The organism is Pseudomonas brassicacearum subsp. brassicacearum (assembly GCF_008801605.1).
Taxonomy (GTDB): Bacteria; Pseudomonadota; Gammaproteobacteria; order Pseudomonadales; family Pseudomonadaceae; genus Aquipseudomonas; species Aquipseudomonas brassicacearum.
In genome coordinates this window covers 97,865-110,403 of sequence record NZ_VZPJ01000003.1, presented here as the reverse complement: position 1 = coordinate 110,403, position 12,539 = coordinate 97,865, and the positions used below count along the sequence as shown (strand labels likewise).

Genomic DNA, 12,539 nt, shown 5'->3' with positions numbered 1-12,539 from the left:
TGCGCCACACCCGGGAAAATAAGCGTAGCGACACACTGCCTATTTAACAGCAAAGCCCCGGCCTTCTCAAACTCGTTACGGACACGTACCGCGCTGTTCGTCGGCCAGAAAAGACCCGCCGGTGCTTGAAGGTGCCAGGCAAACGGCGTTGAATTCCTCGGGGCGTCGGAACCGCTCGCTGTCCCGGCTTGTCGGTTCAGGAGGGCTGGCGATCTGTCGCAGGCCATAGGCGGCCAAAACCACTAGAGTTTGGGGCGTTGTCGAATTCATCACCGTCAGGAGATCAACCAACATGGCAATTGATATCGGTATCAGTGAAGAAGACCGCAAGTCCATCGTCGACGGGCTTTCGCGCCTGCTGTCGGACACCTATGTGCTGTATCTCAAGACCCACAATTTCCACTGGAACGTCACGGGGCCGATGTTTCGGACCCTGCACCTGATGTTCGAGGAGCAATACAACGAGCTGGCCCTGGCGGTGGACCTGATTGCCGAGCGAATTCGCGCCCTGGGTTTCCCGGCCCCGGGGGCCTACTCGGTGTACGCGCGCCTGTCTTCTATTAAGGAAGAGGAAGGCGTGCCTGGCGCCGAAGACATGATCCGGCAACTGGTCGAGGGCCAGGAAGCGGTGACGCGTACGGCCCGGGGCATCTTTCCTTTATTGGACAAGGTCAGTGATGAGCCCACCGCCGACCTGCTGACCCAGCGCATGCAAGTTCACGAAAAGACCGCGTGGATGCTGCGGGCGTTGCTGGAGGGTTAGTAACCTCAGGCAGGTGATGACGTGGCGCGGGCAGCATTCCCAGCGCGCGGCGTGTAGGACGGCGTAATTCATCGCCTGCCTGCTGTTGGCTTGTCCTACGTCCATGGTCATAAAGTCGTCTGGAACTGGCGATGCCGTTGAGCTTCCATAGAGCCACAGATGGAGTGTTCCAACTGAGAGGTTCGTATGGCAAAGGAGTGTCAACGGTATGATTCAAGGAAAAGAACCGGGGGAGGGTTTGCGTGGGCGCTTTCAGTCCATCAGCGTCGATCCGTTCGTCAGGGGGTTCGATATGCAGCTGGTGCGCCCCCTGGCCCGATCCATTCGTCTGAACGGGTTCGCCACCTGTCTGCGGCTGGAACAGGTCTATTGGGATATCCTCGGTGACATGGCCCAGCTCAACAGCTGTTCCATCAGCACGTTGCTGTCCCATGTCGACAGGGAGGTGCACCTGCGCCATGGCGGGGTGCGCAATTTCAGCGCGCTGGTGCGTGTGGTCTGCGTGGTGCACAGTTTGAAGGAGACCGGGATGGATCATGGTGCGGCGTAGGAGCTGCCGAAGGCTGCGATCTTTGGATCTTGATCTTGCGCTTGCGACTCAAGTGTCTGGGGCAAGATCGCAGCCTCGTTGCACTCGTCAGCTCCTACACAGCATCCGGAAATGGCCTGTGCGGTCTTACGGCTGCACAGGCCGCATTTAATGGATATAATCCCGCTCTTTGCCGCAAAGCCCAGCCTTTGCGCGAGTAACCTGATCGCCGAGACAACCCCATGCCGATGTACGACTATCAATGTGCTTCCTGTGGTCATCAGATGGAAGCCATTCAAAAGATCAGCGCGGCACCGCTGGTCGACTGCCCTGCCTGTCAGGCGCCAGAACTGAAAAAGATGCTGTCCATGCCTGGTTTCCGCCTCGGCGGCACAGGCTGGTATGAAACCGACTTCAAGACCGGCGCCAAGAAGAATTTGGCCGGTGGCGACAAAGCTGATTGAGTTGAACACGCGCGAGTGCTTGCACGGGCAGGTCCTCCAACCGAATTTCGAATTACGAGAAGTGAAACCACTACCATGATGCGCAGCCATTATTGCGGCCAACTGAACGAAAGCCTGGAAGGTCAGGAAGTTACTCTTTGCGGATGGGTCCATCGTCGCCGTGACCATGGCGGGGTGATTTTCCTCGATATCCGTGATCGTGAAGGCCTGGCCCAGGTGGTGTTCGATCCGGACCGCGCTGACACCTTCGCCACCGCCGACCGCGTGCGCAGCGAATATGTGGTCAAGATCACCGGCAAGGTGCGTCTGCGTCCGGCCGGTGCTGGCAACGCCAACATGGCGTCCGGCATGATCGAAGTGCTGGGTTACGAGCTGGAAGTGCTCAACGAATCGGAAACCCCGCCGTTCCCGCTCAACGAATACTCCGACGTGGGCGAAGAAACCCGCCTGCGCTACCGCTTCATCGACCTGCGTCGCCCGGAGATGGCCGAGAAGCTGCGCCTGCGTTCGCGCATGACCACCAGCATCCGTCGTTACCTGGACGAGAACGGCTTCCTCGACGTCGAGACGCCGATCCTGACCCGCGCCACGCCGGAAGGCGCCCGCGACTACCTGGTGCCGAGCCGTACCCACCCCGGCAGCTTCTTCGCCTTGCCGCAATCGCCACAGTTGTTCAAGCAACTGCTGATGGTGGCCGGGTTCGATCGCTACTACCAGATCGCCAAGTGCTTCCGCGACGAAGACCTGCGTGCCGACCGTCAGCCTGAGTTCACTCAGATCGACATCGAGACCAGCTTCCTCGACGAAAAAGACATCATGGGCCTGACCGAAGGCATGATCCGCAACCTGTTCAAGGAAGTGCTGGGTCTGGAATTCGGCGAGTTCCCGCACATGACCTTCGAAGAGGCCATGCGCCGCTACGGTTCCGACAAGCCAGACCTGCGTAACCCGCTGGAGCTGGTGGACGTGGCTGACCAGCTCAAGGACGTCGAGTTCAAGGTGTTCAGCGGCCCGGCCAACGACCCGAAATGCCGTATCGCGGCCTTGCGCGTTCCTGGCGGCGCCAGCATGCCGCGCAAGCAGATCGACGACTACACCAAGTTCGTCGGCATCTACGGTGCCAAGGGCCTGGCCTACATCAAGGTCAACGAGCGCGCCGCGGGTGTTGATGGCCTGCAATCGCCGATCGTGAAAAACATCCCTGAAGCCAACCTCAATGTGATCCTCGATCGCGTGGGCGCGGTTGACGGCGACATCGTGTTCTTCGGTGCCGACAAGGCCAAGATCGTCAGCGAAGCCCTGGGCGCGCTGCGTATCAAGCTGGGTCACGACCTGAAGCTGCTGACTTGCGAATGGGCGCCAATGTGGGTCGTTGACTTCCCGATGTTCGAAGAAAACGACGACGGCAGCTTCTCGGCGCTGCACCACCCGTTCACCGCGCCGAAGTGCTCGCCGCAAGAGCTGGAGGCCAACCCGGCCACCGCTCTGTCGCGCGCTTACGACATGGTCCTGAACGGCACCGAACTGGGTGGCGGTTCGATCCGTATCCACCGCAAGGAAATGCAACAGGCAGTGTTCCGCCTGCTGGGCATCAACGAAGCCGAGCAGGAAGAGAAGTTCGGCTTCCTGCTCGACGCCCTGAAGTACGGTGCACCGCCCCACGGTGGCCTGGCCTTCGGCCTGGACCGTCTGGTGATGCTGATGACCGGCGCCCAGTCGATCCGTGAAGTGATCGCGTTCCCGAAAACCCAGAGCGCGGCCGATGTCATGACCCAGGCGCCGGGTGTGGTGGATGCCAAGGCATTGCGCGAGTTGCACATTCGTCTGCGTGAACAGCCAAAGGCTGAGTAAGGCTGGCACCTGAGAGGGCGCATCTTCGGATGCGCCTTTTCATTGGGGTCGATATTTCTGATTGCCGGCCACTGTGTACGCGCAGGGCGGGCAATGTTCCAAAGAGAAACGGAGCGAGTTATGGCAGGTCATTCCAAGTGGGCGAACATCAAGCACCGCAAAGAACGTCAGGATGCCAAGAGAGGCAAGATCTTCACCAAGTGGATCCGTGAGCTGACGGTCGCGGCCCGCCAGGGTGGCGGCGACCCGGGTTCCAACCCGCGCTTGCGCCTGGCCCTGGACAAGGCGCTGGGTGCCAACATGAGCCGCGATATCATCGATCGGGCCGTCGCCCGTGGCGCCGGTGCGACCGAGGCTGACAACGTTGAAGAGCTGACCTACGAAGGTTATGGCCCTGGCGGCGTGGCGGTGATGGTCGAATGCATGACCGACAACCGCAACCGTACTGCCGCCGCCGTGCGTCACGCCTTCAGCAAATGCGGTGGCAACCTGGGCACCGATGGTTCGGTGGCTTACCTGTTCGAGCGCAAGGGGCAGATCAGCTTCGCGCCGGGCCTCGATGAAGATGCCCTGACGGAAGCGGCCCTGGAGGCCGACGCCGATGACGTGGTCAGCCACGAAGACGGCTCGTTCGACGTGTTTACTTCGTTCGCCAGCTTCTATGCCGTGCGCAACGCCCTGGAGGCGGCCGGTTTCAAGCCCGCCGACGCAGAGATCGTCATGCAGCCGACCACCAGTGCCGAACTGGACCTCGAAGGCGCCGAGAAGGTGCTCAAGCTGATCGACATGCTTGAAGACCTGGACGATGTGCAGAACGTCTACTCTAACGCTGACATTCCGGAGTCGGTGGCTGAACAGCTGGGCTGAGAAAGCCAGTTCAAATATTGACGATTGCCAATGATCAACCTGTGGGAGCGAGCTTGCTCGCGATAGTGATACATCAGTCAACACTGTGCTTGCTGATCCGACGCCATCGCGAGCAAGCTCGCTCCCACAGGTCTGGATAACTCCCCTTCAAACCGCAGGCGCTATGACTTTAATCCTTGGTATCGACCCTGGTTCGCGCATCACCGGCTACGGTGTGGTTCGCGATACCGGGCGCGGCTGCGTGTACGTCGCGTCTGGTTGCATCCGCACCGGGGCGGGTGAACTGCACGAGCGCTTGCAGATCGTTTATCGCGGCGTGCGTGAGGTCATCCAGACCTACGGCCCGGTCACCATGGGCATCGAAAAGGTTTTCATGGCGCGCAACGCCGACTCGGCCCTGAAGCTGGGGCAGGCCCGGGGCGCGGCAATCGTTGCTGGCGCCGAGGAAAACCTGGAGATCGCCGAGTACAGCGCGACCCAGGTCAAGCAGGCGGTCGTCGGAACCGGGGCGGCGAACAAGGAGCAGGTGCAAATGATGGTGATGCACCTGTTGAAACTGGTCAGCAAGCCGCAGATCGATGCCTCCGACGCCCTGGCCATTGCCATTTGCCATGCCCATACCCGTTCCAGCCTGTTGCCTCACGGCCTGGGAACCGCACGCAGTCGTGGCGGGCGCCTGCGTCTCTGATAGCATCAGCGCAATCTTTCGTGAGCCCGAGCATCTTGCGCCTGTGTCGTCGGCCTTCCTGCCCGGGCTGTTACTCGCCAGCCAGCAGGCTGGCCAACACCCAAGGATCTGAAACGTGATTGGACGCTTGCGCGGCACCCTGGCTGAAAAACAGCCGCCGCACCTGATTCTGGATGTAAATGGCCTGGGCTATGAGCTGGAAGTGCCCATGACCACGCTGTATCGCTTGCCGTCGGTCGGCGAGCCGCTGACCCTGCACACCCATTTGGTCGTGCGCGAGGATGCGCAGTTACTCTATGGCTTCGTCGGCAAGCGCGAGCGAGACTTCTTCCGCGAGCTGATCCGTCTCAATGGCGTCGGCCCGAAACTGGCCCTGGCCTTGATGTCGAGCCTGGAAGTCGATGAATTGGTCCGTTGCGTGCAGTCCCAGGACACCTCGGCCCTGACCAAGGTGCCGGGTGTGGGCAAGAAAACCGCCGAGCGCCTGCTGGTCGAACTCAAGGACCGCTTCAAGGCCTGGGAGGCGGTGCCGGCTATGTTCGCCCTGGTGCCGAACCAGCCGGACGCGCCTGCGCCTGCGGTCAGCGCCGAAAGCGATGCGGTCACCGCGCTGATCTCCCTGGGCTACAAGCCGCAGGAAGCCAGCAAGGCGATTTCCGCCATCAAGGAAAAAGGCCTGAGCACTGAAGACATGATTCGCCGTGCCCTGAAGGGAATGATTTAAGTGATTGAAGCTGACCGCCTGATCGCCGCCACGGGCGCGCCCCGTGACCGCGAGGAAATCCAGGACCGCGCGATTCGTCCTGTCAGCCTGGCCGACTACATCGGCCAACCGACCGTGCGCGAGCAGATGGAGTTGTTCATCCAGGCCGCCCGTGGGCGCAGCGAGTCGCTGGACCACACCTTGATCTTCGGTCCGCCGGGCCTGGGCAAGACTACCCTGGCCAACATCATTGCCCAGGAAATGGGCGTCTCGATCAAGAGCACGTCCGGGCCGGTCCTCGAGCGGCCGGGTGACCTGGCGGCGCTGCTGACCAATCTTGAGCCCCATGACGTGCTGTTCATCGACGAAATCCATCGGCTGTCGCCGATCGTCGAGGAAGTGCTGTATCCGGCCATGGAAGATTTCCAGCTTGACATCATGATCGGTGAAGGGCCGGCGGCACGCTCGATCAAGCTCGACCTGCCGCCCTTCACCCTGGTGGGCGCCACCACCCGCGCTGGCATGCTGACCAACCCGTTGCGGGACCGCTTCGGTATCGTCCAGCGCCTGGAGTTCTACAACAACGCCGACCTGGCGACGATTGTCAGTCGTTCGGCGGGCATCCTCGGGTTGCCGCTGGACCCGGACGGTGCGTATGAGATCGCCCGGCGTGCCCGGGGTACGCCGCGGATCGCCAACCGCCTGCTGCGCCGGGTCCGGGATTTTGCCGAAGTCCGCGCCAAGGGCCACATCACCAAGCCGATTGCCGACCTGGCGTTGAACCTGCTGGACATCGACGAGCGCGGTTTCGACCATCAGGACCGGCGCCTGCTGCTGACCATGATCGAGAAATTCGACGGTGGCCCGGTGGGCGTGGACAGCCTGGCGGCGGCCATCAGCGAAGAGCGCCACACCATTGAAGATGTGCTGGAACCGTACCTGATCCAGCAGGGCTACATCATGCGTACCCCTCGCGGGCGCGTGGTGACCCGTCATGCTTATTTGCATTTTGGCTTAAACATCCCGACACGAATGGGTGAGATGCCGGTGGTAGACGAATTCCTCGATGCCGTGGACGATTGAACGAGCTCTGTACGCCGACTTTTTTCCAGTTCGTGCTGTCCCAGACCACGCCTGGAGCGTCAATGCGTTCGAGAATGAAAAAACAGTTGCCTGGCCGATTGGCAACCTGAGGAGTAAGCACTAGAGTATGCGCGCGCAAAACGGGCTGGAGTCGTTCGCACATCGCTGTCGCGTTTATTACGAGGACACCGATGCTGGCGGCATCGTCTACTACGTCAATTACCTCAAGTTTATGGAACGGGCTCGAACCGAACGGCTGCGGGAACTGGGTTTTGCCCAATCCGCGCTGGCAGGGGAGGACCTGTTATTCGTCGTGCATTCCAGCGAAGCGCGCTACCACGCGCCGGCGCGACTGGACGACGAACTGGTGGTAAGTGCCGATGTCATCGAATTGAACCGTGTCAGCCTGCGTTTCAAGCAGCAGGTCAGGCGGGCTACGGATAACGTGCTGCTCTGTGAAGGGCAGTTTTTGGTGGCCTGTGTGCGCACCCATAGTTTGAAACCCCGGGCCATTCCCGAAGCTCTACGTGCGGCCTTTGCCGGCGTGAGCGGCGCGGGTACACACTCAGAGCAGGAGATAAAGCGTGGAAGCTAACGTCGTCGACCATACCTCCATGTGGAGCTTGGTCAGCAATGCCAGCGTCGTGGTGCAGTTGGTAATGCTGATCCTGGTAGCCGCATCGGTGACCTCATGGATCATGATTTTTCAGCGCAGCAACATGCTGCGCGCCGGTCGCCGTGCCCTGGAGAGCTTCGAAGAGCGCTTCTGGTCCGGCATCGACCTGTCCAAGCTCTACCGTCAGGCCGGGAGCAACCCGGACCCGGATTCGGGCGTGGAGCAGATCTTCCGTGCCGGCTTCAAGGAATTCTCCCGTCTGCGCCAGCAGCCAGGCGTTGACCCGGAAGCGGTGATGGAAGGCGTGGCTCGTGCCATGCGCGTGGCCATCTCCCGCGAGGAAGAAAAACTCGAACAAGGCCTGTCGTTCCTCGCCACCGTTGGTTCGGTCAGCCCGTACATCGGTCTGTTCGGCACCGTGTGGGGGATCATGAACTCCTTCCGTGGCCTGGCCTCTGCCCAGCAAGCGACCCTGGCCACCGTGGCCCCGGGTATTGCCGAGGCACTGGTCGCCACCGCCATCGGCCTGTTCGCGGCCATTCCGGCCGTGATCGCCTACAACCGCTTCGCTGCCCGTAGCGAAGCGCTGACCAGCCGTTACTACACCTTCGCCGATGAATTCCAGGCGATCCTGCACCGCAAAGTGCACACCAGCGAAGAATAAGCAGGTATTTCCCCATGGCTTTAATCGCTCGAGCCCGAAACAAGCGCAAGCCGGTTGCCGAGATGAACGTGGTGCCCTACATCGACGTGATGTTGGTGCTGCTGGTCATCTTCATGGTGACCGCGCCGATGCTCAATCAGGGCGTGAAGGTCGATCTGCCCAAGGTTTCCAGCGAAGCCTTGCCGCAGGACAACAACACCCAGGTACTGACCATTTCGATCAAGGCTGACAAGACCTACTACTGGAACCTTGGCAGCGAAGTCGACACCGAGAAGCAGCAGGACCGGGCCATGACCTTGCCGCAGATGACCGATGCGGTGACCAAGATCATTCGTGTCGGCAACGACGCCGGCAAGCGCACGCAGGTCTTCATTCGCGGTGACAAGACCGTCGACTACGGTGCCGTGATGGGCGCCATGGGTGGCCTGCAGAAAGCCGGGGTCGGTAATGTTGGCTTGATCACTGAGGCGCCCTGATGCAGCAACAGCGAGAGCCGTCCGCCTCGGAAAGCTACTTCTGGCCTAGTGTCCTGGCAATCGGTCTGCACGTACTGGTGTTCGGCATGCTGTTCGTCAGTTTTGCCATGACCCCTGAGCTGCCGCCGGCCAAGCCGATCGTGCAGGCGACGTTGTACCAGCTCAAGTCGAAAAGCCAGGCGACCACCCAGACCAACCAGAAGCTTGCCGGTGAGGCGAAGAAATCCGCCGCGCGCCAGACTGAAGTCGAGCAGATGGAGCAGAAGAAGGTCGAGCAGGAAGCGATAAAGGCCGCGGAACAAAAGAAAGAGGAAGCGGCTCAAAAGGCCGAGGAAGCCAAGAAGGCCGATGAGGCGAAGAAAGCTGACGAGGCGAAAAAGGCTGACGAAGCCAAGAAAGCCGACGAAGCGAAGAAAACCGCCGAGGCCAAAAAGGCAGAAGAGAAACAATTGGCTGATATAGCCAAGAAGAAGGCCGAAGAAGAAGCCAAGAAAGCCGCTGAAGAAGAGGCCAAGAAAGCGGCCGCTGAAGAAGCGAAGAAAAAGATCGTCGAGGACGCGAAGAAGAAAGCGGCCGAAGACGCCAAGAAGAAAGCTGAAGCTGAAGAGGCGAAAAAGAAAGTCGCCGAAGACGCGAAGAAGAAAGCCGCCGCCGACGCCGCCAAGAAAAAGGCCCAGGACGCAGCGCGTAAATCCGCCGAAGACAAAAAGGCCCAGGCCTTGGCAGATCTGCTTTCCGACACGCCGGAGCGCCAGCAGGCATTGGCTGATGAGCAGGGCGATGAAGTCGCCGGCAGCTACGATGATTTGATTCGCGCACGAGCGGCAGAAGGCTGGGCTCGTCCCCCTTCGGCGCGCAAAGGCATGACGGTAGTATTGCAAATCGGCATGTTGCCCGACGGTACGGTTACCTCGGTCAGCGTCGCCAAGTCCAGTGGTGACGGTCCGTTCGACGCTTCGGCGGTCGCAGCGGTCAAGAACATTGGGCGATTGACGGAAATGCAAGGAATGAAACCGAGCGACTTTGCTCCCTATCGTTCATTCAAGATGACATTCACACCTGAGGATCTAGCCTTGTGAGAAACCTTCTTCGATCAATGCTGGTCGTTATCTGCTGCCTGGCAGGGATAGCGGTAGCAGAGGAAAAGAACATCCTGGTCACCAGCGGCAGCGACCGGGCGACCCCGATCGCCGTCGTACCGTTCGGCTGGCAGGGCGGTAGCGTCCTGCCGGACGACATGGCGGAAATCATCGGCAACGACCTGCGCAACTCGGGTTACTACGCGCCGATTCCGAAGCAGAACATGATCAGCCTGCCGACCCAGGCCAGCGAAGTCATCTACCGTGACTGGAAGGCCCTGGGCGCCCAGTACATCATGGTCGGCAGTATCGTTCCGGCTGGCGGTCGCCTGCAGGTGCAGTACGCCCTGTTCAACGTCGCCACCGAGCAGCAAGTGCTGACCGGCAGCGTGTCGGGCAGCGTCGATCAGTTGCGCGACATGTCGCACTACATCGCCGACCAGTCGTTCGAGAAACTCACCGGCATCAAGGGCGCGTTCTCTACCCGCATGCTCTACGTGACGGCCGAGCGCTTCTCCGAAAACAACACCCGCTACACCCTGCAGCGCTCCGACTATGACGGTGCCCGTGCAGTGACCTTGCTGCAATCGCGCGAGCCAATCCTGTCGCCGCGCTTCGCCCCCGATGGCAAGCGCATCGCCTATGTCTCGTTCGAGCAGAAGCGTCCGCGCATTTTCGTGCAGCACATCGACACCGGTCGTCGTGAGCAGATCACCAACTTCGAAGGCCTGAACGGCGCGCCAGCCTGGTCGCCGGACGGTTCGCGCCTGGCGTTCGTGCTGTCCAAGGACGGTAACCCGGACATCTATGTGATGAACCTGGCTTCGCGTTCGATCTCCCGCGTCACCAATGGCCCGGGCATCAACACCGAACCGTTCTGGGGCAAGGATGGCTCGACCATCTACTTCACCTCCGACCGTGGCGGCAAGCCACAGATCTACAAGACCAGTGCTGGTGGTGGCGGTGCCGAACGCGTGACGTTCGTCGGTAACTACAACGCCAACCCTAAACTGTCGGCGGACGAAAAGACCCTGGTAATGATCCATCGCCAGGATGGTTTCACTAATTTCAAGGTGGCGGCCCAGGATTTGCAGCGCGGTAGCGTAAAAATCCTCACTGATAGCACTCTGGACGAGTCACCCACTGTTGCGCCCAACGGCACCATGGTAATCTACGCCACCCGCCAGCAGGGCCGGGGAGTCTTGATGCTCGTGTCCATTAATGGACGCGTGAGGCTCCCGCTTCCTACCGCTCAAGGCGAAGTCAGAGAACCGTCCTGGTCCCCTTACCTGAACTGACGCGGCGCTATACGTTTTACTTAACACACTGGGGTTCATTAGGAGTTTCACGATGGAAATGCTGAAGTTTGGTAAATTTGCTGCGCTGGCTCTGGCCATGGCTGTAGCTGTAGGTTGCTCGTCCAAAGGCGGCGACAATGCCGGTGAAGGCGCTGTTGATCCAAACGCTGGTTACGGCGCTAACACCGGTGCAGTTGACGGCTCCCTGAGCGAAGAAGCTGCTCTGCGCGCAATCACCACCTTCTACTTCGAATACGACAGCTCGGACCTGAAGCCAGAAGCCATGCGCGCTCTGGACGTTCACGCCAAAGACCTGAAGTCGAACGGCGCTCGCGTTGTTCTGGAAGGCAACACCGACGAACGTGGTACTCGTGAGTACAACATGGCACTGGGCGAGCGTCGTGCGAAAGCCGTTCAACGCTACCTGGTACTGCAAGGTGTTTCCCCAGCTCAGCTGGAACTGGTTTCCTACGGCGAAGAGCGTCCAGTTGCTACCGGCAACGACGAGCAGTCCTGGGCTCAAAACCGTCGCGTCGAACTGCGTAAGTAATTCGTCATGCGAACGTGCCGTCGTGCTGTAACTGTTCTGGCTCTCAGCCTCGCGCCGCTTGCGGCGTGGGCTGCGGTTCCTGTGGTCGATAACGATGCCGGCTATAACAATAGCGGGAGCAGCTATCCGCCTGCAGGTTACGGTACGAACGGCGCCTATGCCGGGGGAGGGGTTTCGGCCCCTGTCTCGGCACAGGGCGAGCTGTTCAACCAGCTCCAGCAAATGCAGGATCAGCTTTCGCGCCAGCAAGGCGTGATCGAAGTTCTGCAGAATGATATTTCGCGCATGAAGCAGGAAAACCTGGAGCGATACCAGGATCTTGATCGGCGCATAGGAACCGGCGTTGCACCTGCACCTGCCGCGACTCCTGAGAATTCTCCTGCCGGTGGCGACTTGAACGCCCCCGGTGCAGCCGCAGGCGCGGGGGCAACTGCTCCTGCAGCACCTGCCGCCGGTGGCGAGCCGGCTGATCCGGCGAAGGAAAAGCTCTATTACGATGCTGCCTTCGACCTGATCAAGGCCAAGGATTTCGACAAGGCCAGCCAGGCCTTTGCCGCCTTCCTGCGCAAATACCCAAACAGCCAGTACGCGGGCAATGCCCAATACTGGCTGGGTGAAGTGAACCTGGCCAAAGGCGACCTGCAAGGTGCCGGCCAGGCATTCGCCAAGGTTTCGCAACTGTATCCCAAGCACGCCAAGGTGCCGGATTCGCTGTACAAGCTGGCTGATGTAGAGCGCCGCCTCGGTCACACCGACAAGGTAAAAGGCATTCTGCAGCAGGTGGTGGCCCAATATCCGGGTACATCCGCCGCCCAGTTGGCCCAGCGTGATCTGCAACGCATGTAAGTCGGCTTGACCTGTTTTGAAGAAACCCGCGCCTGTCGCGGGTTTTTTCGTTAGAATTCACG

15 protein-coding genes are annotated in these 12,539 nt (G+C 60.4%); all 15 read left to right on the top strand.

Annotated features, from left to right (window positions below; all coding sequences use genetic code 11):
* Positions 1–292: 292 nt before the first annotated feature.
* Complete coding sequence (locus F7R20_RS09085; protein ID WP_003205047.1) at positions 293–763, top strand: Dps family protein; 471 nt, start codon at positions 293–295, stop codon at positions 761–763.
* A 208-nt stretch (positions 764–971) separates the two neighbouring features.
* Positions 972–1,313 carry a ribbon-helix-helix domain-containing protein gene (locus F7R20_RS09080; RefSeq protein ID WP_003205045.1) on the top strand — a complete coding sequence of 114 codons (342 nt, stop codon included), beginning with the start codon at positions 972–974 and terminating at the stop codon, positions 1,311–1,313.
* 221 nt (positions 1,314–1,534) lie between these two features.
* Complete coding sequence (locus F7R20_RS09075) at positions 1,535–1,756, top strand: FmdB family zinc ribbon protein (RefSeq protein WP_003178589.1); 222 nt, start codon at positions 1,535–1,537, stop codon at positions 1,754–1,756.
* A gap of 75 nt (positions 1,757–1,831) precedes the next feature.
* Positions 1,832–3,607: an aspartate--tRNA ligase gene (aspS, locus tag F7R20_RS09070; protein WP_003205043.1), complete on the top strand. Its 1,776-nt coding sequence runs from the start codon at positions 1,832–1,834 to the stop codon at positions 3,605–3,607.
* 120 nt (positions 3,608–3,727) lie between these two features.
* The gene (locus F7R20_RS09065; RefSeq protein WP_003205041.1) at positions 3,728–4,474 is read left to right on the top strand and encodes a YebC/PmpR family DNA-binding transcriptional regulator; all 747 of its coding nucleotides are present in this window, start codon (positions 3,728–3,730) and stop codon (positions 4,472–4,474) included.
* Positions 4,475–4,637: 163 nt separating this feature from the next.
* Positions 4,638–5,162: a crossover junction endodeoxyribonuclease RuvC gene (gene ruvC / locus F7R20_RS09060; protein ID WP_003178595.1), complete on the top strand. Its 525-nt coding sequence runs from the start codon at positions 4,638–4,640 to the stop codon at positions 5,160–5,162.
* 115 nt (positions 5,163–5,277) lie between these two features.
* Positions 5,278–5,886, top strand: a complete 609-nt coding sequence (gene ruvA, locus F7R20_RS09055; RefSeq protein ID WP_003205039.1) for a Holliday junction branch migration protein RuvA — start codon at positions 5,278–5,280, stop codon at positions 5,884–5,886.
* Positions 5,887–6,948: a Holliday junction branch migration DNA helicase RuvB gene (gene ruvB, locus F7R20_RS09050; RefSeq protein ID WP_003178599.1), complete on the top strand. Its 1,062-nt coding sequence runs from the start codon at positions 5,887–5,889 to the stop codon at positions 6,946–6,948.
* A 127-nt stretch (positions 6,949–7,075) separates the two neighbouring features.
* Entirely contained in the window at positions 7,076–7,543 is a 468-nt protein-coding gene (ybgC, locus tag F7R20_RS09045; protein ID WP_003205037.1) for a tol-pal system-associated acyl-CoA thioesterase, read from the top strand.
* Positions 7,533–8,228, top strand: coding sequence for a protein TolQ (tolQ, locus tag F7R20_RS09040; RefSeq protein ID WP_003205035.1), 696 nt, complete (start codon positions 7,533–7,535; stop codon positions 8,226–8,228). The genes ybgC and tolQ overlap by 11 nt, the downstream gene beginning before the upstream one ends.
* Positions 8,229–8,251: 23 nt before the next feature.
* Positions 8,252–8,704, top strand: a complete 453-nt coding sequence (gene tolR / locus F7R20_RS09035) for a protein TolR (RefSeq protein ID WP_161796096.1) — start codon at positions 8,252–8,254, stop codon at positions 8,702–8,704.
* The gene (gene tolA, locus F7R20_RS09030) at positions 8,704–9,783 is read left to right on the top strand and encodes a cell envelope integrity protein TolA (RefSeq protein ID WP_003205033.1); all 1,080 of its coding nucleotides are present in this window, start codon (positions 8,704–8,706) and stop codon (positions 9,781–9,783) included. Before tolR ends, tolA begins: the two co-directional genes overlap by 1 nt.
* Positions 9,780–11,081, top strand: coding sequence for a Tol-Pal system beta propeller repeat protein TolB (gene tolB, locus F7R20_RS09025; protein ID WP_003205031.1), 1,302 nt, complete (start codon positions 9,780–9,782; stop codon positions 11,079–11,081). Before tolA ends, tolB begins: the two co-directional genes overlap by 4 nt.
* A gap of 52 nt (positions 11,082–11,133) precedes the next feature.
* On the top strand, positions 11,134–11,631 hold the full coding sequence (gene pal, locus F7R20_RS09020) for a peptidoglycan-associated lipoprotein Pal (protein WP_003205029.1): 498 nt from the start codon (positions 11,134–11,136) through the stop codon (positions 11,629–11,631).
* A 6-nt stretch (positions 11,632–11,637) separates the two neighbouring features.
* Positions 11,638–12,477 (top strand): tol-pal system protein YbgF, encoded by an 840-nt coding sequence (gene ybgF, locus F7R20_RS09015; RefSeq protein ID WP_003205027.1) that lies wholly within the window; start codon positions 11,638–11,640, stop codon positions 12,475–12,477.
* Positions 12,478–12,539: the final 62 nt, after the last annotated feature.